The organism is Propioniciclava sp. MC1683 (assembly GCF_014164675.1).
Taxonomy (GTDB): Bacteria; Actinomycetota; Actinomycetes; order Propionibacteriales; family Propionibacteriaceae; genus Propioniciclava.
In genome coordinates, this window is sequence record NZ_JACJFX010000017.1 from 1 (window position 1) to 19,732 (window position 19,732).

The following is a 19,732-nucleotide window of genomic DNA, read 5'->3' on the forward strand; positions in this document are numbered from 1 at the left end:
AACAGATGCCCTCCACCGTCCGCCGGTGGTCATTCCACGGACGGCCGCCCTTCGCGCCCCCACGCGGCATCAACGGCTCAATCCGCGCCCACATCTCGTCACTGAACTGAGGACTCCTGGTCACAAAGACAACCCTGACCCAAACCACCCAAATCAGTTACGCGACACGCCCTAGTGCCCTCGCGCTCGTACGCCACCACGCACCGCGTCCCGGGTGCGATCCCGCAGGGGATGTACCTCAGCGCCGACGACCCCAAGCGGTCGCTGCGGACGGTGCCGGTCGGCGACGAGGAGCTGCTCATGGTCGGCGGGAACGGGCACGTGGTGGGGCGCTCCGACTCCGAGGCGGACGCGGTCGCCGACCTCGGCGCTGCGCGACCGGACGCCGACCCCCGCCGCCGCCTTCGGCACCGTCGCGCCGAACATCCAGATCGCGGCCGAGCTCGCCAAGGACTGGGTGGCGGCCGAGCTGCGCGCCGTCCCCGACGAGCCCCCCGCCGAGGGTGAGGGCGTCGTCGGACGCGGTGCGGGCGGCCTCCCGGAGGGCGTGTCCACGGTCGCGGGCCGCACCTGCCGCGTCCGGGCGGTGTGCACGCACCTGGGCGGGGTGCTGCGCTGAACGACGCCGAGCTGTCGTGGGACTGCCCGCTGCACGGCTCGCGCTTCGCCGCCGACGGCACCCGGCTGGAGGGACCCGCCGTCGAGGACCTGGCCCTCACCGAGGAGGGGTGAGCCCCCTCACTCCACGATGACGCGCTTCTCGCCGAGCCTGATCTGCTTGGCCAGCAACGCCCGGGACAGCTGGTAGGGCCCACACGCGCACCCGGACTGGAGCTCGTCCGGCACCGTCGGGTCGTCGCCGGCGTCCAGCAGGTAGAACCAGTCGCGTCCCTCCTCGGAGCCGGTGGAGCGGCTCACGGGCAGGTCCTTGCGGCCGCGCCCGCGCGAGGTGAGGACCGAGCGCGCTTCGGGAGAGGCGCCGTGGTCCGGCGCGACGGCCGTGCGGGGCATCGGAGTGGCACGCCTTCTCGGCGGCGTCTCGGTTCTCGCCGTCCTTGGATACACGTACGGAAGAGGGGCACTTGCGGGACGTACGAGCCTGATGGACTACCTTGGATTCTTCACGAACTCGACGAGCCTGCTCGCTTCGCTCATCTTCATCGCTTGTTGGTACATGCACCCGTCTCAGGGGGCGCTTTCGTTGAGTCTGCGTATTGGTGCCGTGCTCGCTGGGCTGTTCGTCGCGGCGGGCGCCGTGTGGATGGCGAGCCGCTACCGGTTGTCGGCTGGCGCGGTGTCGTTCCCCGCGTCTTCGCCCATCTCGGTGCCCTTGCCCTCGTTCCCCTCGCTCCCATCGCTCCCCTCGCTTGGCCCGGCACCGGCACCGGCAACCTCCCCGACGGGGGTCCTCTCGGCCGTCCCGTCGCCGTCGGTCTCGTCTTCGCGATCATCGATCCCGGCCCTCTGAGCCCACACGAGCAGCGCCACGCCCGCGATGACCATCGGCACGCAGAGCCACTGGCCCATGCTCATGCCGAGCGAGAGGAATCCCAGGTGGGCGTCCGGCTCGCGGAAGAACTCGCCGATGAAGCGCAGGATGCCGTAACCGAGCAGGAAGGCGCCGGCCACCTGGCCGCGCAGGCGGGGTGCGCGTGCGTAGAGCCACAGGATGACGAAGAGCAGAACGCCTTCGAGGAGAGCCTGGTAGATCTGCGACGGGTGGCGGGCCACCGCGCCACCCGTCGGGAAGATCATCGCCCACGGCAGACCCTCGGGCGCCTCGCGCCCCCACAGCTCGCCGTTGATGAAGTTGCCGATCCGGCCGGCCGCGAGGCCGAGCGGGATCGTGGGGACCAGGAAGTCGCCGAGCTGCAGGAATGGGCGGCCCTTGACGCGCGCGAGGAGGGCGAGCGCGAGGATCACGCCGAGCGCCCCACCATGGAAGCTCATCCCGCCGTCCCAGATTCGGATGATGTCGAGCGGATTCGCGAGGTAGTAGGCCGGGTTGTAGAAGAAGCAGTACCCGAGCCGGACGCCGAGGATCACGCCGAGGATCGAGTAGAAGAGGACGTCGTCGATCAGCTCCGGCGTCCACGCGGAAGGCTTCGTGATCGAGCGGTAGGGCTCGTGGTGAAGCCGGCGCCGCATCAGCACGTACGCGATCGCGAACGCGAGGAGGTACATGATGGCGTACCAATAGTTCGGGCGTCCGAACACGGTGATGGCCACCGGGTCGATGTCGGGGAACTGCAGGGCGAAAGGGCTCACGTCGTTTGGTCTCGCACGCGACGGCCACCCGAAGCATTGCGGAGCGCACCGCGCCCACCATCATGAGCCCGACGGCGTCACGCCCAGTCCGCGGGCGCCTCTCCTTCGCGCAGGTACCCGGTGATGACCGAGAAAAGCCTCTCGATGTCTTCGGGAATCATCGTCTCGAAGAAGGCGAAGGCGTGGATCATTCCGCTGGCGATGAGGAGGCGAACGGGAGCTCCGGCCCCGGCCGCCCGTTCCACGTACGTCTCGGCCTCGGACAGGAGAGGATCGTACTCGGCGGCGATGACGAGGGTCTCGGGCATCGCCGCGTCGAACGGTCCCAGGGCGGGCGAGGCGGCCGCGCGGTCCGTCCCCTCCGGGAAATAGTTGTCGAAATACCACGCGACGCGCTCCGCGGACAGGAAGTAACCCCGCCCGAGCCTCTCCATCGAGGGGCCGCTCATCGTGTAGTCGAGGCTCGGGTAGATCAGCACCTGGCGGTCGATGGGGGACTCCCACTCGCCGCGGGCAACCCGCTGGGCGATCGAGGCGAGTTTCGCGCCGCCGCCCGAGTCCGCCACGGCGTGGATGCGGCCGGTGGTCGCGACGTCACCCAACGCCGTCGGGAGCGCGCGAAGGACGCGGTACGCCTCTTCGAGGCCGCAAGGGTACGGGGCCTCGGGTGCGCGCGCATAGTCCACCGAGACGACCACCATGCGGGTTGCCGCAGCCACGCGGCGGCACTGGAAGTCGTAGACGTCGAGGTCCCCGGCCATGTGGCCACCGCCGTGGATGAAGTAGACGACGTCGCTCGGGACTCCGGGGGTGGGCACGTACACGCGCACGGGAACGCCGTCGATCTCGCGATCGGACACGTCGGCGACTTCGATTGGTGCGGCCGCGAACTGGTTCAGGCCCGCGAGCGCGGCCCGCGCGGACTCGGGGGTGGGGACGAATCCGGAGGCGGCCGCCTGGTCCACCAGCGGGTTCAGCTCGTCGAGATACGCGCGAAAGGCGGGGTGGAGGCTCATGCCGTAATCTCCTCGGAGAACGCGTTCTGCGCTTTGAACCAGCGCCAGATGAAGAAGGTGCCGATCAGGAACGACGCCTCGGCGATGACGATGAAGATCATCGGCGCCACGGAGACCGGCACGTTCGAGCCGGGAATGAGCCCACCGGTCGCGTCCGCGATCCACGCGAAGATCTGGATGATGAACACCGATCCCGCGTAGCTGACGGCCCAGAAGATGGAGAACGTCACGGCGATTTGGCGGGGCGTGACGCCGGGGCGGATGAACGCCGTCTGCACGAAGAAGGGCATCGGGAAGAAGATCACGAAGCCAAGAATCACGCCGATGAGCACCTCGAGGCGGTGGCCCGCGAGCGCCAGGACGCTCGCCGCCGCGATCACCTGCGCGAGGGCGCTCCAGACGACGATCACCGGCTTGAGGCGGTCCTCCACGCGGGCGGAGACCACGGTACCGGACAGGGCCCCGACGATTCCCGCGTAGATGACCCAGCGGATCGTCGAGGGGTCCATGAACGTGAACGCCACGATGTAGTAGGACAGCAGGCCGGTGTAGGCGAGCGCGAACACCCAGTTGAACCACTCCTTGAAGCCGTCCGCCATCGTGTAGGAGTGATCCACCGCGGCCTCTTGAGCCTGCTCGGGCTTCAGGACCATCTTCGAGACCACAAGCCAGGTGACGAGAAGGATGATGGACAGCGTCGCGGCGATGACGACGGCGATCGTCGGACGCCCGCTGAAACGCACGCCAAAGGTGATGGCCACGGCGAGGCCCGTGTTGAATGCCACCGAGCCGATGCCGTTCGCGATCTGGAGATCGCGCCCCGTCAGTACCTTCGCGGCGATCGCGGACCCCATCACGACCATCAGCGCGCCGCCGAGGCCCATGACGAACCGGATGAAGAAGACAAGCGGAAACGCCTGCGTGAGCGAGACCAGACCGCCGAAGACGATGAGGGCACCGGCCAGTGTGTACGCCTTGCGCGTACCGAGCTGCACGATCACGTTGGCGGCCACGATCGATCCCACCACCTGGGCGAGCGTGATGGCGTTCGTCATCACGGCGGTCCGCGAAGCGGAGAACCCGAGGCTCGTGACGTACATGTCGCCCCAGTTCCACGCGACCGCGAAGAGCATGTAACTGGTGAACGTGGTGGCGACCAAGAGGACTTTCTTGGTGGTTCCCAGATCGGCGTAGGGGTGGGCCGGGGCCGAATGGGAGGTGGAGACGTCAGGCATTCCGCGGCCTTTCAGAAGGTCGTCGCGTTCGACGGCGGTGAGGGCGCCGCCCGATCGCCCGGCTCTTCTTGAGCGTGCGGATCGACGCGACGTCTCATCTTGGCACGCGCGTGAGGAAACTTCTGACAAGTGTCGTATTGAGTTTTCGTGTGTCGCGGGAGCCGGCGGGAATCGCCGCTTGGGCGAGGGTTCCGCGGGTGGAGGTTATCGTGACGTATGACTTCTCGCGCGGCACGCAGACTGGCGCTCGTTGCGCTCGCGATCGGCGTGAGTGGGTGCGGCGGGGACGGCGATACGGGCGTCGAGTACCCTCCAACGCACGGCGTCTTCGACTACCAACTGGGCGGGACATACGGCCGGATCTCCACCCCGGACGGCGAGAGTCGGATCGACATCGTGGTCCGAGATTCGACGGAAGAGCCGCTCGTCGGCGCCTACAACGTCTGCTACATCAACGGCTTCCAGACCCAACCCGGAGACGAGGCCGTGTGGCTCGGCGAGCGGGCGGATGCGCTCCTCCTCGACTCCGCCGGGCGTCCCGTGATCGACCCGGATTGGCCGGACGAGTACGTCCTCGATCCCTCGACCCGCGAACAGCGCGAGGTCATCCTTGGCGCCGTCGTGCCCCTCGTCGATGCGTGCCGTGAGGCCGGGTATGACGCCGTCGAGATCGACAACCTCGACACCTGGACGCGCTTCGCTCGGATCGATCGTGACGGAGCGATCGCGCTCGCGCGGGAGTACGTGGACGCTGCCCACCAAAGGGGCCTCGCGATCGCCCAGAAGAACGCCGCGGAGTTCCTCGGCGTCGAGATCGGCTTTGACTTCGCGATCGTCGAATCCTGCGCCGCGTACGACGAATGTGGCCTCTACGCGTGTCGTAGACCGACCCCAGGTGATGGCCCTTGCTGCAGTGCACGGCCACCCTCGCCTTCTCGCTCGGGCTCGGCCCCAGCTTCTCGAAGGCCTCTCGTGCGGCCCGCTCACGAATCTCATGGTTGGTGGCACTCATCCTGAGACGGTACGGGGCCACCTGCCGCTCTGCAATGGGGGTCAGTCAGTCGTCTTGAGCAATGCGTGCTCCTGGCCCTGCGTGTGGCGCCGGACACGTTCCGCAAACTCAGGGCACCCTGCCTTCTTGAGTCGGGCGGGCAGATTGGCGCTTCCGGTCTTGGAGAACCAGTACTGGTTCATGCTCAGCGTCGCCGCCCTGATGAGTTCCGGTGCGGAGTCGTCCAAGAGCGTCAGGAACGCATCTGGATGGAGCACGTCGTACGGGGCGGTGTCCTCGTCCCAGACAAAATCGGAGACGTTGCACGTGAGGAGGATCCCCGCCCCGCAGGCTACCGCTGCGGCGTGCACATGGGCGTCGAGTGGATCTTTGCCCTGGTAGCGCTCGTCCATGGGGAAGCTCTCGACACGTCCCACCTCGAAGGTCGACTGGAGTAGGTCTCGGATCCGCGTGATCCGTCCACCATCCCAGGCGGGATGCTTGCGTCGAAGCGAGTAGAGCACCTCTGCCATGACGTCTTCCGTCCACCGCACCTCGAACGGCGGTGTCTCGGGAAGCGTGTACAACCTTCCCACCCAGTCTCGAAGCGTCCGTGAGTACCAGACGTTCGCGTCGACAAAGACAACCATGGTTCCCGGGGCGGGCATGCGCTGAGCCTAGCGGCGACACTCAGCCGGTTGTCGGAGGCTCAGTCGTCGTCGCCCTCCGCCTCCAACAACGCGGCGAATGCCGCGCGTTCGCGTGCGCGTCGCGCCTTCAGTTCGGCGAACACATCCTCGGACTTCAGCCGATGGTGGGTGCCGACGCGGTGCGAGGCGATGTGTCCTTCCTTGACCATCTTCATCAGCGTGGGTCGAGAGATGCCCAGGATCTCGGCCGCGCCCGCAGGAGTCAGTTCCTTAGGAACCGAGGTGACCGTGATGGTGCCACCGCGAGCCATGGCGTCCAGCACCTGCTGGAGAATACGTCCGACCTCGGGGGGCATCGTGCTCGCGGCTTCCCCGGCGCGCTCGACGACCAAGGTGCCCTGTGGACCCTCCAACTGCGCGAGCACGTCGCGAGCCTGTGATACCTCACGTTCGGTTGCGATCACACGGCTGCGTTCGGGGGGTGCCATCGTTGTCGCCATGCGACCCACGATACACACCTTTCACTTGTATCTGTAAATAGTTCCAGTTGTATCTGTTCGGGAAGGGATGCTGGGGCCTATCCCCTGACGCCCGCCCTGCCCACCTCGGCCTCGGATACGGTGAGGCGATGGGCCCGACCACCACGACGACGAAGCGACCGCCCCGGGCGTCGCTGGAACGTCTGGAGCTCACCCGCCTCAACGCGATCGGGCTGCTCGTGGCATTCGCCCTGTTCTGGGTGCCGCTGCTGGTCGACGTGCCCGACCTCGACGACGTCGGCGAGCGGATGCTGTCGATCTTCCTCGTCGCGCTGGTGCTGTTCGTCACCGAGGCGATCCCGCTGTTCGCGACCGCGGCGCTGATCATCCTGCTGCCGGTGCTGTGATCTCCGACCGGGCGCTCGTGCCGCTGGCCGAGCCCGCCGGCACCGCGCGCCACTTCTACTCCGCGCTCGCCGACCTCGTGGTCATCCTGTTCCTCGGCGGCTTCCTCATCGCCGACGGTGCGGCCAAGTACCGCCTCGACCGCAACCTCGCCAGCCTCGTGCTGACCCCGTTCAAGCACAACGCCCGCACGGCGCTGCTGGCGCTCATGCTGCTCACGGCGGTGCTGGACCAGTTCATGTCGAACACCGCGACGGCGGCGACGATGATCGCGGTGCTGCTGCCCGTCCTGTACGCGCTGCCCCACGAGAAGGCGCGGGCCGGGTTCGCGCTGTCGATCCCGCTGGCGTCCAACGTAGGTGGCCTCGGGACGCCCGTCGCCTCGCCGCCCAACGCCATCGGCGTCGCCGCGGTCGCCGCCCGAGGGGAGTCGATCTCGTTCGTCGGCTGGATGCTCGCGATGTGGCCGCTGATCATCGTGCTGCTGGCGATCGGGTGGCTGTACCTGGTGATCCGGTACGTGCCCAAGGGGCTGGCGCTGGAGTTCACCCTCGAGCGCGACTTCGACACCCGCCTGTCGGCGAAGGTCTACTACGTGGCCTCGGCGCTCACGATCCTGCTGTGGTTCACCGAGCCCTTCCACGGCATCCCGGCCAGCGGGGCGGCGTTCCTCGCGGTGGTCATCCTGCTCGGCAGCAAGGTGATGACCGGTGACGACCTCCGCGCCCTGCAGTGGCCGGTGCTGTGGCTGGTCGCCGGCGGCATCGCCCTGGGCGGCGGCGTGGTCGCCAGCGGCCTGGACGAGTGGCTGGTCGGCCTCGTCGACTGGGCGGCCGTCCCCGGCGTCCTGCTGCTCGGGCTCGTGCTGCCGCACCTGTGGGCGCTGCTGGGGGTGACCGGATGATCACGACCGTGCTCGTCATCGGCGAGGGGGAGCGCGCGCAGACCGCCGTCCGCGAGATCACCGACGACATCGGCGGGACCGCCGTGGTCCACTCCTTCAAGCGCACCCAGAACCTCGCCGACTGGTCCGGACCGGGCGCCGGTGCCACCGCCGTCGCGCTCGTCGTGCTCGTGCCCGGCGACGACGACAACGTCGACGACCTCATCGAGTCGGTCATCGCGCACCCGGCCAGCCCCGACCCGCGCATCCTGCTCGTCACCGACCGCCCGTACCTGGACGACATCAGCCGGGCGCTGGACCGCCGCGACGTCGCCGGCGTCGTCGCCAACCCGTGGACGCCGGGGGTCCTGGCCCGCTACACCCGGGCCGAGGTGTCGCGGTGGCTGCGCCTGCACCCGCAGGGCGAGCCCGTGCCCGAGCCGCCCCCGCTCGGCAGCGACCTGCTCCGCGAGCTCCGGATGCCGCTGGAGGCGGCGACCCACGAGTTGCTCGAGGCGCTCGAGGAGGCGCTCGGCCCGCGCCCGCGCATCCACCTCCCCGCCGGGGTGCACATCTCGCGCGAGGACCTCGACATGGACCAGCTGTGCATCGTCGTGTCCGGGCGCGTCTCGCTCACGGTCAAGTCGCCCACCACCGGCAACGTCACCCTCAACCACGCCTCCACCGGCCCGATCATCGGCCTGCTCGCGCTCACCGACCGCCGCGGCTCGATGGTCACCGCGCGCACCACGACCCCCTGCGAGATCGTCCAGCTGACCGTCGAACAGCTCGACCGAGCGCTCGCCTCCAGCGCGCGGGTGGGCGCGATCCTGGCCACGCTGTCGTTCCGGGCGCTGTCGGCGCGGCTACGGCGGGCGCAGTCCGACCGGGTGCAGAAGACCGAGCTCAACCGCAAGCTCCAGGACGCCCTGACCGAACTCCGCCAGGCCCGCGCCGACCTCGTCGCCCAGGCGCGCATGGCCACCCTCGGCGAGCTCGCCGCCGGCATCGCCCACGAGCTCAACAACCCCGTCGCCGCCCTCACCCGCAGCGCCGAGCACCTCGCCGACGACCTGCCCCAGCTGCTGGGGGACGACCCGGTGACCCGCGGCGTGCTCGAGCAGGCCCGCGGGGGCACCCAGCTGGACGCCCGCGCCGAGCGCGCCGCCCGCAAGGAGGTGCTGGCGGTCGTCAAGGACCCGGTCCTCGCCCGCCGCCTCGTCGCCGCCGGCGTCACCGACCCCGAGCAGGCCCGCACGCTCGTCAAGGGCCGGGACGCCGCGGGCGTGGACCGCGTCGAACGGGCCGCCGGCATCGGGGCCTCGCTGCAGGCGCTGGAGGTCGCGGCGTCCCACATCGCCACGCTCGTGGCGGCCTGCGCCAGCACGCCCGCCCCGACGGCTTGGACGGTGCGCAGCGGGTCCCCGTCGACGTGCGCGAGACCGTCCGTTCGGCGCTGCTGCTCGGCCACCGGCTCACCGACGTCACCGTCAGCGTCAAGGCCAAGCCCGGCCTGCCCCTGGTGCTCGGCACGCCGGCCGACCTCGTCCAGGTCTGGACCAACCTGGTCACCAACGCCGTGGACGCCCTGGGCGACAGCGGGACCGTCAAGATCCGCCTCGACACGGTGACCGATGACCGCAAGGTCACGTGGGTGCGCGTGCGCGTCGAGGACGACGGCCCCGGGGTGCCCGAGGAGTTGCAACCGCACGTCTTCACGACCAGGCACGGGGTGGTCCGGTTCGGGCTCGGCCTGGGGCTGGGCATCGCCCACACGATCGTCCACGACCACAGCGGCACCATCGGGCTGGAGTCGCGCCCGGGCCGCACGGTCTTCGAGGTGCGCCTGCCCGCGATGGAGGAGGAACGATGAAACTGGCGATCCTGGTGCTCGAGGACGAGCCCGACGTCCGTGCCGCCCTGGAGCGTGACATCGAGCCCCTTGCGCGCACCGTGCGCATCGAACCCGCCCAGGACGTGGCCGACGCCCGCGAGGTGGTGGCCCAGATCGAGGCCGAGGGTGACGTGCTGGCGCTCGTGCTCGCCGACCACCGCCTGCCCGGGACGACCGGCGTCGACTTCCTGTGCGAGCTCGCCGCCGACCCTGACACCGCGTACATCGCGACCGTGCTCGTCACCGGCCAGGCCGACCAGGCCGACACCATCAAGGCGGTCAACCTCGCCGGGCTCGACTACTACATCGCCAAGCCGTGGTCGGTCGCCGAGCTGGACACCGTGGTGCGCAAGCTGTTGACCGACGTCGTCGAGGCGACCGGGCTGGACCCCATGCCGCACCTGGCCGCCCTCGACCCGGTGCGCGCGATGGACCTCGTCCGCCGCCGCCTCGGCGACCGCTGACATTTCTACACACTGGTTGTAGAATCGGGCGATGGTCGAGAACGTGGTCGTGGTGGGCGCCGGACTGGCCGCCCACAAGGTCGTGGAGAACCTCCGCAAGGAGGGCTACACCGGGCGCCTGGTGCTCGTGGGCGACGAGAAGCACCGCCCCTACGACCGGCCGGGCCTCTCCAAGGCCGTGCTGCTGGGGGACGCCGAGCCCAAGGACCTCTACCTCGCCAAGGCGGGCTTCTACGAGGAGAAGGACGTCGAGACCCACTTCGGGGACGCCGCGACCGCGATCGACCGTGAGGCGCGGACGGTCACGCTGGCGTCCGGGGCGGTGCTGGACTACGACGCGCTCGTGCTCGCCACCGGCTCGACCGCGCGCCGGCTCGACCTGCCGGGGGCGGACCTCGACGGCATCCTCACCCTGCGCAAGTTCGAGGACACCCTCGCCCTGCTCGACGCCCTGACCCCCGGCACGAAGCTGGTCATCGTCGGCGGCGGCTGGATCGGGCTCGAGGTCGCCTCGGCCGCGATCGAGGCCGACTGCTCCGTCACCGTGCTCGAGCACTTCGAGCTGCCGCTGCTGAACGTGCTCGGCGCCGACATCGCCGGCTGGTTCGCCCGGCTGCACCGCGGGCACGGGGTCGACCTGCGCACCGGCGTAGGGGTGGCGGGGTTCGAGGGGTCCGGACGGGTCACCGGCGTGCGGCTCGACGACGGTGAGGTGGTCCCGGCCGACGTCGTGCTCGTAGGCGTCGGCGCGATCCCCAACACCGACCTGGCCGCGGCAGCGGGGCTGAGGGTGGACAACGGCGTCCGGGTCGATGAGCACCTGCGCACCGATGACCCGCACGTGTACGCCGTCGGCGACATCGCGAACGCCCACAACACCGCGCTCGGGCACCCGCTGCGCGTCGAGCACTGGGACAACGCCCGTCGCCAGGGACGCCTGGCCGCCGTGGTGCTGCTCGACCGCGACGACGTGTACGACTGGCAGCCGTACTTCTACTCCGACCAGTACGACGTGGCCATGGAGTACCTCGGCCGCGGCGGGCGCGACGACGAGCTCGTCGTGCGCGGCAGCCTCGACGACGACCACTTCTCGGCCTACTGGCTCGCCGGCGACACCGTGACCGCGGCCATGCAGGTCAACGAGCCGCGGCTGGCCGGTCCGCTGCGCAAGATCGTGGGGCAGGTCGTCGACCGTGGACGCCTGGCCGACCCCGGCGTCCCGCTCGAGGAGCACCTGGCCGACTGAACCACGCGCTCCACGCTTGGCCACGCGCGCCCGTGGCCAAGCGGCCCTGCGGGGCCGCGCGTGGTGGAGAATGCTCCCCATGGACCGTGAAGGGTTGTTGAGCGATCTCAAGGCCCTTCACCACGGGCGGGGGCTGCGGCGCGCGGGCGTCCGCGGGTGGTTGGGCCCCGCCCTGCTCGAAGCGCTGGGTGCCACACCGCAGCACTCGGACGCCGAACTGCGCGTCGCCCTCGCCCGGCTCCTGGCCCGGCACACCCAGGCCCTGCCGCGCGACCTGCGTGAGCTGTTCCGGACGGCCGTGGGCCTGGACGTCGACCTGCCGCGGCTCGAGGACCGGATGGAGCGCGCCGCGGAGGGGATGGACCGGTCCGTGCGGGTGCTGCGGCGGCGGTTGCGCGAAGCCGAGGTGCTCATGGCCGACGCGATCCTGCACCAGCGGGCCAGCACGAACGAGTGGTGGGACGCCCAGGGCTGGCAGTGGCTCGGCCTCGACGCCAGCCTCGTGCTGCGGGACGACGCCGTGATGTCCCTGCGCCACGAGGTGCTCGCCCTGACCGCGCAGCCGAAGTACGCGTCGCTCATGTTCACGATCCCCGGGATCCTGCCCGGCGACGAGGAGCCCACCTTCGAGGCGCTGCTCGGGTTCACGATCCTGCAGGTCGAGCGCACCGGACCCACCGGCTGGCGGCTCAGCCTCGAACTGCCGCGCGACCTGGGGCCCGGCGAGGCGGTCGACACCGTGATCCGCATCCGCGTGCCGCGCGCGTCGGCGTTGCAGCCCTACGTCGTGCTGGCGCCCCTGCGCGAGACCCCGCACGCGCGGGTCGAGGTGGACTTCGGGGATTCCTTCCCCGGCACGTCCTACTGGGTGCTCAACGGCGTGCTGCCCACCGACCTCGGCCCGGTCGGCACCATGCCGGTGCCGCGCGATGCGAAGCCGGCCGTGGGGCGGGTGACGTGCGACTTCACGCCCCGCGTGGGCCTGGCCTACGGCATCGCCTGGGACCAGCTGGAGCCGAAGCCGGCCTGATCGGTCTGGCCGTCGGGGCTCCCTGCTCGGCCTGTTCCCCGCATCCGGACAGTTTCCGGACAGTTGCTCCGTGATGGGCCGCTGGTTGTCAGTCCCACTGCTTATGGTCGTGCCGGGGTGGAGGAGGACACATGTCAGTGAACGGCCTGACGGCGCTCCCGGTTTCGGTCGAGCGACGTGGTGCGGAGTTGTACCTCGAGGTCACGGAGTCGGTGGACATCGGCAACTTCGGTACCGTCGGCTGGGCCGACCCCGTCGACCCCGAGCTGGTGCTCGTCGGCGAGAACCTCTTCCTGCGTGCGGGTCGCTTCGGGGCGTTCGCCACCGATGCCACCCTCGAGCAGGTCGCCCAGGTGATCCGGCGCGCGTACCGCGAGTTCGTCGAGGCGGCGCGCGACTGAGCCTGTCTCGCGGCGTCGCGCGTGGGGGTGCGCGACCCCTGGGTCGGTGGCGCCCCCTACGCGGGTTCGTGACGCCCGCCGGCGGGGGGCGCCACCACATCGGGGCTTGTCAATGGCTCATCGTCTGGTAGACACGGTGAATGACGACCTACGGGTTCCACGCGTCACACGAACAGATCTCGCCGCGTCAGCTGCTCGCTGACGTGGTACTGGCCGAGGAGGTCGGCTTCACCGCGGCCATGTGTTCGGACCACCTCGAACCCTGGTCCGAGCGGCAGGGGCACTCGGGCATGGCGTGGCCGTGGCTGGGTGCGGCGCTGGCGTCCACGAACCTCTCGTTCGGCACCGTGACCGCACCCGGGCAGCGCTACCACCCCGTGGTCGTCGCCCATGCGATCGCGACGCTGGGGCAGATGTTCCCCGGACGGTTCTGGACGGCGCTCGGCTCGGGCGAGAACGCCAACGAGCACGTCACCGGCGACGCGTGGCCGCGCAAGGAGGTGCGGCAGGCGCGGCTCGAGGAGTGCGTCGACGTCATCGGGCGGCTGCTCGATGGCGAGACCGTCTCCCACGACGGCCTGGTCACCGTGCACGAGGCGAAGCTGTGGGAGATCGCGGATCCGCGTCCGAAGCTGATCGCGCCAGCCATCAGCGTCGACACTGCGGTGCGCGGGGCGTCCTGGGCCGACGGACTGGCCACCATCAACCAGGACCCAGCCGTGCTGCGCGAGATGCTCGCGCGCTGGGACGACGCCGGCGGCGCCGACCACAAGGTGCTGCAGGTGCACGTGTCGTGGGCGCCGACGCCCGACGAGGCGTATGCCATCGCCTACGACCAGTGGCGCTCGAACGTGTTCGCGCCGCCCGCGTGCTGGGATCTCACCGTTCCCGCCTTCGACGCCGTGAGCCGAGAGGGCATCACGCCCGAGCAGGTGCACCGCTCGGTGATCATCTCCTCCGACCTCGGCGAGCTCGCCGGGCGCATCCACGACCTCGCCGAACTGGGGTTCGACGCCGTCTACCTGCACCACGTGGGGCAGGAACAGAAGCCGTGGCTGGAAGCCGCCGGGGCGTCCGTTCTGCCGCAACTGACCAGCTGAGCCCGCCGACCATCGTGACCACCTGACCAACCGACGATCAGGAGAAGCATGCTGAAGACCGAGACCTCTGACCTGTGGTGGAAGTCCGCCGTCGTGTACTGCCTGGACATCCAGAAGTTCTTCGACGCCGACGGCGACGGGACGGGCGACATCACCGGGCTGGCCCAGCGCATCGACTACCTCGCCGAGCTCGGCGTGACGTGCCTGTGGCTGATGCCGTTCTACCCGACCGACAACCGCGACGACGGCTACGACATCACCGACTACTACGGCGTCGACCCCAAGCTGGGCACGCACGGCGACTTCGTCGAGCTGGTCCGCACCGCCAAGGACCGCGGCATGCGCGTCATCGTCGACCTCGTCGTCAACCACACCTCGCACAAGCACCCGTGGTTCAAGGCCTCGCGCTCGAGCAAGGACAACCCGTACCGCGACTGGTACGTGTGGCGCGACACGGAGCCGCCGGACACGTCGGACAAGGTCGTGTTCCCCGACGCCGAGGACGGGATCTGGACCCTCGACGACAAGACCGGCGAGTGGTACCTGCACAACTTCTACGCCGAGCAGCCCGACCTCAACATCGCCAACCCGGCCGTGCAGGCCGAGGTCGCCAAGATCATCGGGTTCTGGCTGCAGCTGGGCGTCGACGGGTTCCGCGTGGACGCCGTGCCGTTCTTCATCGAGACCGTCGGCATCGACGCCGAGTGGACCGCCGAGTACGGCGACCCCCACGAGTACCTGCGCGAGCTGCGGGCGTTCATGGGACGCCGCCGCGGGGACGCGATCTTCCTCGGCGAGGTGAACGTCACCTACGACGAGCAGGTGAAGTTCTTCGGCGGCGACGAGGGCGACGAGCTCACCATGATGTTCGACTTCGAACTCATGCAGCGCATGTACCTCGCCCTGGCGCGCGGATCGGCCGCGCCCATGGAGAAGATGCTCAAGAAGCGGCCGAAGCTGGCGCGGCACAACCAGTTCGCCAACTTCGTGCGCAACCACGACGAGCTGACGCTGGACAAGCTCACCGAATCGGAGCGGGCCGAGGTGTTCGAGGCGTTCGGCCCTGACCCCGACATGCAGCTGTTCGACCGCGGCCTGCGCCGGCGGCTGCCCCCGATGCTGGACGGCGACCCGCGCCGGATCAAGATGGTCTACTCGCTGATGTTCTCCCTGCCCGGCACGCCGGTTCTGTTCTACGGCGAGGAGATCGGCATGGGCGAGAACCTCGACGTGCCGGGACGCCTGGCCGTGCGGACGCCCATGCAGTGGACCCCCGGCCGCAACGGCGGGTTCTCGGAGGCCGCCCCCTCGCGCCTGCCCTGCTCGCCGCCGTCTGGCGCCTACGCGCCCGAGCACGTGAACGCCGAGGACCAGCGGTCGGATCCTTCCTCGTTGTTGGCGTTCGTCGGCCAGCTCGCTCGGCGCTACCGCGAGTGCCCCGAGGTGGGGATGGGCGACTTCGAGGTGCTGTCCCACGACGCGCCGTCGGTGCTCGCTCATCGGTGCACGTGGTCGCAGTTCGGCGGGGGAGTGGCCTCGTCGGTGCTGGTCCACAACCTGGGGCCCGACGCGACCGAGATCACCGTCGAGCTGCCCGACGTCGAGGAGGGCACCCGCGTGGTCGACCTGTTCGCCGACGACGAGTGCGAGGTCGAGAAGGGCGGACGCCTCACCGTCACCGTTCCGGGGTACGGCCACCACTGGCTGCGCCTCCTCCTGCCCGGGGACCGCCGCCTGCACTGATTCCCTCCAGGCAGGGCGGTCCCCGGGCGTCCCCCTCGGCGGCCGGAAGGCGGGCTTTCGGCGGGTCAGCGGCGCCAGGCGAAGGTGACCTCGGGGCGTCCGGAACCGCCGAGGCGCTGGGCGCGGGCCACGCGTCCCTCGTCGGCGAGGTACTGCAGGTACCGGCGCGCGGTCACGCGCGAGGTGCCGACCGCGTCGGCGACCTCGGACGCCGACAGCGCGGCCGGCTGGACGTCGGTCAGCGCTCCGATTACCGCCTCCAGGACGTCACGGGCGAGCCCCTTGGGCGAGGTTCCCGACGTGGTGGGTCGGCGGAGCTCGCCGAACATCGCGTCGACCGTGGCCTGGCTCGCAGAGGTCGCCCCGGCCAACCCCTCCCGGAAGCGCCGGTACGCCTCCAGCCGCTCGCGCAGGTCGGCGAACGTGAACGGCTTCAGCAGGTACCCGACCACCCCCAGCGCGAGCGCCGACCGCACGTGCTCGACCTCGCGGGCCGCCGTGATGGCCAGGATGTCGATCGGACGCCCCGCCGCCCGGATGCCCCGCACCACGTCCAGCCCGTGCCCGTCGGGCAGGTTCAGGTCGAGCAGCACCAGATCGACCGCTTGGCGGGTGAGGACGGAGACTGCGGTCTGGACCGTCCCGGCCGTGCCCACCAGCTCGAACCCCGGCACCCGCCGTAGGTAGGCCGCGTGCCCCGCGGCCACCTCGGGTTCGTCGTCGACGACGAGCACGCGCAGGTCAGCCATCGCCGCCCCCTTCCGACGCGACGGCCACCGGCAGCGTCACGGTGAACGTCGCTCCCGGTGGTTCGGACACCTCGATCCGTCCGCCCAGCAGGTCGACGGTCTGCCGCACGAGGGCCAGCCCGATGCCGCGCCCCGCCGGTCCCGACGCGGGCTTCGACGTCGTCCCGCGCTCGAACGCCAGCTCCCGGTCCGGGGCCGGCAACCCCGGCCCGGTGTCGGCGACCGTCAGCGTCACGACGCTGTCGGAGGCCTGGGCGTCCACCAGCACCGCCTTCTCGGACCCGCCCGGCTGGCCCGCCACGGCGTCCAAGGCGTTGTCGATGAGGTTGCCGAGGATCGTCACCACCGCGCCCGACGGCAGGAGGCCGGCGGGGAGGTGGGCGTCCGGGTCGACGTCGAGGGTGGCGCCCCGCTCGGCCGCCTGCGAGGACTTGCCGATCACCAGCGCGGCGACGGCGGGGTCCTCGAGGGCGGCGGCGATCGCCTCCCCGTGCCGCTGGCTGGCGCGCAGCTCGTCGGTGGCGAAGGCGACGGCGTCGTCGGGGCGTCCGAGCTCGATGAGCGTGACGACGGTGTGCAGCCGGTTCGCGGCCTCGTGCGCCTGCGCGTGGAGGGCGTCGGCGAGGGACTGGGTGGTGTTGAGGCGTCCGGTGAGCGCCTCGAGCTCGGTGCGGTCGCGCAGGGTGGTGAGGGTCGCGACCGCGCGCCCCTGCCGCTGCACCACGTCGGAGCTCACCAGCAGCACCCGTCCACCGCTCGCGTGTGGCACGTCGACGTGCTGCTCGCGCCCGGCCAGCAGCGCGGCCAGGTCGGGGGCCAGGCCGAGGTCGGACGCCTCGCGGCCCACGGCGTCCGGGGGCAGGTCGAGCAGGCGGCGGGCCTCGTCGTTGACGACCTGGACGCGCCCCTTCTCGTCGGTGATGACCAGCCCCTCGCGGACCGCGTGCAGCACCGCCTCGTGGTGGTCGTGCAGGCGGCGCAGCTCGGTCGCGTTGAGTCCGAGGGTCTGGCGGCGCACCCGCTGGCCGACCACCGCGGCGCCCAGCGTCGCGACGCCCGCGGCGGCCAGGCCCGGCAGCAGCGCCTGCGGCAGCGTGCGCGTCAGCTGCTCGCCCACCCGCGACTGGTGGATGCCGACCGACACCAGACCCTTGACCTCGTTGTCGACCAACACCGGCACCACCGCACGCGTCGAGGGGCCGAGCGTGCCGGTGTACTGCTCGATCACGGTGCCGCCGGCCTGCGCGTCGGCGATGGTGCCGAGGAAGTGCTGCCCGATCAGGTCGGGGTTGGGGTGCGTGTAACGGATGCCGTCGGGCGACATCACCACGATGAAGTCGGTCTGCGTGGCCTGCCGTTCGCGCTCGATGAAGTCGCGCAGCTCGGACGCCGGGTCGGGCGAGGCGAGCCCCTCGCGCACGTCGTCGGTCGAGGCGATGGCCCGGGCGACGTCGGTGACGCGGGTGGCGGCGGCGTCCTCGACGAGGCGGGTCGCCTGGACGTAGGCCGTGACCAGCGCGACGGCGACCACGAGCGCGACGACGGCGCCCAGCACGATCAGGACGTGCGAGGCGACGCTGCGGGGTCCTCTGAACACTATGAACACAAGGATGCCCTTGCCCGGGGCGGCGTCGCACGCTGTTGCGCAGCCACACAGCGGTGGCCGACCCAAGGAGTACGGACAATGATTGCCCTGCACACAGCGATCGCGATCGTCGCGATCATCTTCCTCATCATCAAGGTCAAGGTGGACCCGATCATCGCGCTGGTGCTCGGCGCGCTCTACCTCGGCCTCGCGTCGGGGATGGGGTTCGTGGCCACCATCGAGGCCGTTACGTCCGGCTTCGGCGACATCATGGCCAAGATCGGCCTGCTGATCGGCTTCGGCGTGCTCATGGGCGCGCTGCTGCACCGGATGGGCGCGTTCAAGGTGATGGTCGAGGCGCTGGTGCGCGTCGTCCCGGCCAACAAGCTGCCCTATGCCCTGGCCCTCGCCCTGACCACCATCGCCCCCTCGATCTACGTCGACGTGCAGGTCGTGCTGGCCGCGCCGGTCGCCCGCTCGTCGTCGAAGTTCATCGAGCGCCACGGCCTGGCCTGGCTCGCCGGCGCGCTCGGCACCGGCATCTTCTGTGGCTACGTGTTCGTCGTGCCCGGCCTGTCGGCCATCTCGACCGCGGGCCTGCTGTCGGTCCCGCTGGGCACCTACATGATCTTCGGCATCGTCATCGGCATCATCACCGCCACCCTGACCGTGTGGATCTTCCGCCGCATGCTCAACTTCGGCTGGTGGAATCCCGCCCGCGATGAGGAGACCTCCGAGGCCCTCGAGGAGGTCGAGGCCGCCGAGCTGGTGGCCGGGGAGTCGGGCCGGCGTCCGAGCCTCGCGCTGGCGCTCGCGCCGATCATCGTGCCGCTGCTGATGATCGCCTTCGGCGCGTTCGCCGAACTGGCCGGCTTCACCAACGACGTCATCGCCTTCTTCGGGGACGCCAACGTGGCCCTGTTCCTCGGCCTGCTCGGGGCCTACGTGATGGCGCGCCGCTTCGTCGGCACCGAGGCCACCGCCGACGCGTTCGGCGACGGGCTCAAGACCACCGGTGAGATCCTCCTCGTGACCGGCGTCGGCGGCTCGCTCGGCGCGGTCATCAAGGGCACCGGCCTGGCGGACCTGCTCGGCGGGCTGTTCTCGGTGGACACCGGCGCCCCCGTGATCCTGTCGATCCTGCTGGCGTGGTTCATCGCGGCCCTGCTGCACCTGGCCATCGGCTCGGTGTCGGTCGCCGCCATCACCGCCGCGGGCATCATCGCCCCGATCGCCGGACAGCTGGACGTGGCGCCGGTCATCCTTGCGTTGGCGATCGCTTCGGGCGCGCTGTTCGCCCTGCAGGTGAACTCCAACTTCTTCTGGATGTTCAAGGCCCTTCTGGGCCTGACCACCTCCGGAGCCCTGAAGTCGATGACCACCGTGACCACCATCGCGTCCCTTGTCTCGCTGCCGCTGGTGATGGCCGCCGCCCTGGTGGCGCCCGCCCTGGGGTAGGCGCCCCTCCTGCGCCGAGAGCTTGTGCTCCCTGTGCCGAGAGCCTGTGCTCCCTGTGCCGAGAGCCTGTGCTCAAACTGCCGACAGCCCGCCCTCGCGATGAGGGCGGGCTGTCGGCGTTCGGAAGACGGGCTG

General features: G+C 70.3%; 22 protein-coding genes. 14 read left to right on the forward strand and 8 right to left on the reverse strand.

Going from position 1 to position 19,732, the window contains the following annotated elements:
- Window positions 1-174: 174 nt before the first annotated feature.
- Both H5397_RS10920 and H5397_RS10925 read left to right on the forward strand, forming a co-directional pair.
- Complete coding sequence (locus H5397_RS10920) at window positions 175-507, forward strand: hypothetical protein (RefSeq protein WP_182817411.1); 333 nt, start codon at window positions 175-177, stop codon at window positions 505-507.
- Between the two features lie 81 nt (window positions 508-588).
- Entirely contained in the window at window positions 589-732 is a 144-nt protein-coding gene (locus H5397_RS10925; RefSeq protein ID WP_182817412.1) for a hypothetical protein, read from the forward strand.
- 6 nt (window positions 733-738) lie between these two features.
- On the opposite strand, the gene H5397_RS10930 is transcribed toward H5397_RS10925, so the two are convergent.
- The 4 genes from H5397_RS10930 to H5397_RS10945 all read right to left on the reverse strand — a co-directional run bounded on the left by H5397_RS10930 (window position 739) and on the right by H5397_RS10945 (window position 4,519).
- Window positions 739-1,011 (reverse strand): hypothetical protein, encoded by a 273-nt coding sequence (locus H5397_RS10930; RefSeq protein ID WP_182817414.1) that lies wholly within the window; start codon window positions 1,009-1,011, stop codon window positions 739-741.
- A gap of 261 nt (window positions 1,012-1,272) precedes the next feature.
- On the reverse strand, window positions 1,273-2,268 hold the full coding sequence (gene lgt / locus H5397_RS10935) for a prolipoprotein diacylglyceryl transferase (protein WP_309224344.1): 996 nt from the start codon (window positions 2,266-2,268) through the stop codon (window positions 1,273-1,275).
- Window positions 2,269-2,345: 77 nt separating this feature from the next.
- Window positions 2,346-3,284: an alpha/beta hydrolase gene (locus H5397_RS10940; RefSeq protein WP_182817415.1), complete on the reverse strand. Its 939-nt coding sequence runs from the start codon at window positions 3,282-3,284 to the stop codon at window positions 2,346-2,348.
- Window positions 3,281-4,519: an MFS transporter gene (locus tag H5397_RS10945; protein WP_182817416.1), complete on the reverse strand. Its 1,239-nt coding sequence runs from the start codon at window positions 4,517-4,519 to the stop codon at window positions 3,281-3,283. The genes H5397_RS10940 and H5397_RS10945 overlap by 4 nt, the downstream gene beginning before the upstream one ends.
- A gap of 216 nt (window positions 4,520-4,735) precedes the next feature.
- On the opposite strand from H5397_RS10945, the gene H5397_RS10950 reads away from it, so the two are divergent.
- Window positions 4,736-5,536 (forward strand): endo alpha-1,4 polygalactosaminidase, encoded by an 801-nt coding sequence (locus H5397_RS10950; protein ID WP_182817418.1) that lies wholly within the window; start codon window positions 4,736-4,738, stop codon window positions 5,534-5,536.
- Between the two features lie 36 nt (window positions 5,537-5,572).
- On the opposite strand, the gene H5397_RS10955 is transcribed toward H5397_RS10950, so the two are convergent.
- A complete protein-coding gene (locus tag H5397_RS10955) occupies window positions 5,573-6,178 on the reverse strand; it encodes a PIN domain-containing protein (RefSeq protein WP_220492199.1) in 606 nt (201 codons plus the stop codon).
- A gap of 41 nt (window positions 6,179-6,219) precedes the next feature.
- Window positions 6,220-6,660, reverse strand: a complete 441-nt coding sequence (locus tag H5397_RS10960; protein WP_208091057.1) for an excisionase family DNA-binding protein — start codon at window positions 6,658-6,660, stop codon at window positions 6,220-6,222.
- A 128-nt stretch (window positions 6,661-6,788) separates the two neighbouring features.
- Between H5397_RS10960 and H5397_RS10965 the strand changes: the two genes are divergently transcribed.
- From H5397_RS10965 to H5397_RS11010, 10 genes are all read left to right on the forward strand, one after another.
- Complete coding sequence (locus tag H5397_RS10965) at window positions 6,789-7,046, forward strand: hypothetical protein (RefSeq protein ID WP_182817419.1); 258 nt, start codon at window positions 6,789-6,791, stop codon at window positions 7,044-7,046.
- On the forward strand, window positions 7,043-7,948 hold the full coding sequence (locus H5397_RS10970) for an SLC13 family permease (RefSeq protein WP_182817420.1): 906 nt from the start codon (window positions 7,043-7,045) through the stop codon (window positions 7,946-7,948). Before H5397_RS10965 ends, H5397_RS10970 begins: the two co-directional genes overlap by 4 nt.
- A complete protein-coding gene (locus H5397_RS10975; protein ID WP_182817422.1) occupies window positions 7,945-9,558 on the forward strand; it encodes a Crp/Fnr family transcriptional regulator in 1,614 nt (537 codons plus the stop codon). The genes H5397_RS10970 and H5397_RS10975 overlap by 4 nt, the downstream gene beginning before the upstream one ends.
- Window positions 9,507-9,800: an ATP-binding protein gene (locus tag H5397_RS10980; protein ID WP_309224345.1), complete on the forward strand. Its 294-nt coding sequence runs from the start codon at window positions 9,507-9,509 to the stop codon at window positions 9,798-9,800. Before H5397_RS10975 ends, H5397_RS10980 begins: the two co-directional genes overlap by 52 nt.
- On the forward strand, window positions 9,797-10,285 hold the full coding sequence (locus H5397_RS10985) for a two-component system response regulator (RefSeq protein WP_182817424.1): 489 nt from the start codon (window positions 9,797-9,799) through the stop codon (window positions 10,283-10,285). Before H5397_RS10980 ends, H5397_RS10985 begins: the two co-directional genes overlap by 4 nt.
- A gap of 31 nt (window positions 10,286-10,316) precedes the next feature.
- Window positions 10,317-11,531 (forward strand): NAD(P)/FAD-dependent oxidoreductase, encoded by a 1,215-nt coding sequence (locus H5397_RS10990; protein ID WP_182817426.1) that lies wholly within the window; start codon window positions 10,317-10,319, stop codon window positions 11,529-11,531.
- Between the two features lie 97 nt (window positions 11,532-11,628).
- Window positions 11,629-12,561, forward strand: coding sequence for a hypothetical protein (locus H5397_RS10995; protein ID WP_220492200.1), 933 nt, complete (start codon window positions 11,629-11,631; stop codon window positions 12,559-12,561).
- A gap of 131 nt (window positions 12,562-12,692) precedes the next feature.
- Complete coding sequence (locus tag H5397_RS11000) at window positions 12,693-12,962, forward strand: hypothetical protein (protein ID WP_182817428.1); 270 nt, start codon at window positions 12,693-12,695, stop codon at window positions 12,960-12,962.
- 140 nt (window positions 12,963-13,102) lie between these two features.
- A complete protein-coding gene (locus H5397_RS11005) occupies window positions 13,103-14,062 on the forward strand; it encodes a TIGR03885 family FMN-dependent LLM class oxidoreductase (protein WP_182817430.1) in 960 nt (319 codons plus the stop codon).
- Window positions 14,063-14,110: 48 nt separating this feature from the next.
- Complete coding sequence (locus H5397_RS11010; protein WP_182817431.1) at window positions 14,111-15,805, forward strand: alpha-amylase family protein; 1,695 nt, start codon at window positions 14,111-14,113, stop codon at window positions 15,803-15,805.
- A 65-nt stretch (window positions 15,806-15,870) separates the two neighbouring features.
- Here the strand turns inward: H5397_RS11010 and H5397_RS11015 are convergent, their stop codons facing one another.
- Both H5397_RS11015 and H5397_RS11020 read right to left on the reverse strand, forming a co-directional pair.
- A complete protein-coding gene (locus tag H5397_RS11015) occupies window positions 15,871-16,554 on the reverse strand; it encodes a response regulator (protein ID WP_182817432.1) in 684 nt (227 codons plus the stop codon).
- The gene (locus tag H5397_RS11020; protein WP_220492201.1) at window positions 16,547-18,151 is read right to left on the reverse strand and encodes a sensor histidine kinase; all 1,605 of its coding nucleotides are present in this window, start codon (window positions 18,149-18,151) and stop codon (window positions 16,547-16,549) included. Before H5397_RS11020 ends, H5397_RS11015 begins: the two co-directional genes overlap by 8 nt.
- 87 nt (window positions 18,152-18,238) lie before the next feature.
- On the opposite strand from H5397_RS11020, the gene H5397_RS11025 reads away from it, so the two are divergent.
- Window positions 18,239-19,597, forward strand: coding sequence for a GntP family permease (locus tag H5397_RS11025; protein ID WP_182817434.1), 1,359 nt, complete (start codon window positions 18,239-18,241; stop codon window positions 19,595-19,597).
- Window positions 19,598-19,732: the final 135 nt, after the last annotated feature.

Bases quoted from the DNA above. Each gene is read 5' to 3' on its own strand.
- H5397_RS11025 (WP_182817434.1), top strand. From the start codon at position 18,239: ATGATTGCCCTGCACACAGCGATCGCGATCGTCGCGATCATCTTCCTC.
- H5397_RS10940 (WP_182817415.1), bottom strand. From the start codon at position 3,284: ATGAGCCTCCACCCCGCCTTTCGCGCGTATCTCGACGAGCTGAACCCG.
- H5397_RS10990 (WP_182817426.1), top strand. From the start codon at position 10,317: ATGGTCGAGAACGTGGTCGTGGTGGGCGCCGGACTGGCCGCCCACAAG.
- H5397_RS11000 (WP_182817428.1), top strand. From the start codon at position 12,693: ATGTCAGTGAACGGCCTGACGGCGCTCCCGGTTTCGGTCGAGCGACGT.
- H5397_RS10945 (WP_182817416.1), bottom strand. From the start codon at position 4,519: ATGCCTGACGTCTCCACCTCCCATTCGGCCCCGGCCCACCCCTACGCC.
- H5397_RS10960 (WP_208091057.1), bottom strand. From the start codon at position 6,660: ATGGCGACAACGATGGCACCCCCCGAACGCAGCCGTGTGATCGCAACC.
- H5397_RS10985 (WP_182817424.1), top strand. From the start codon at position 9,797: ATGAAACTGGCGATCCTGGTGCTCGAGGACGAGCCCGACGTCCGTGCC.
- H5397_RS11015 (WP_182817432.1), bottom strand. From the start codon at position 16,554: ATGGCTGACCTGCGCGTGCTCGTCGTCGACGACGAACCCGAGGTGGCC.
- H5397_RS10930 (WP_182817414.1), bottom strand. From the start codon at position 1,011: ATGCCCCGCACGGCCGTCGCGCCGGACCACGGCGCCTCTCCCGAAGCG.
- H5397_RS10950 (WP_182817418.1), top strand. From the start codon at position 4,736: ATGACTTCTCGCGCGGCACGCAGACTGGCGCTCGTTGCGCTCGCGATC.
- H5397_RS10965 (WP_182817419.1), top strand. From the start codon at position 6,789: ATGGGCCCGACCACCACGACGACGAAGCGACCGCCCCGGGCGTCGCTG.
- H5397_RS10975 (WP_182817422.1), top strand. From the start codon at position 7,945: ATGATCACGACCGTGCTCGTCATCGGCGAGGGGGAGCGCGCGCAGACC.
- H5397_RS11005 (WP_182817430.1), top strand. From the start codon at position 13,103: ATGACGACCTACGGGTTCCACGCGTCACACGAACAGATCTCGCCGCGT.
- H5397_RS11010 (WP_182817431.1), top strand. From the start codon at position 14,111: ATGCTGAAGACCGAGACCTCTGACCTGTGGTGGAAGTCCGCCGTCGTG.
- H5397_RS10955 (WP_220492199.1), bottom strand. From the start codon at position 6,178: ATGCCCGCCCCGGGAACCATGGTTGTCTTTGTCGACGCGAACGTCTGG.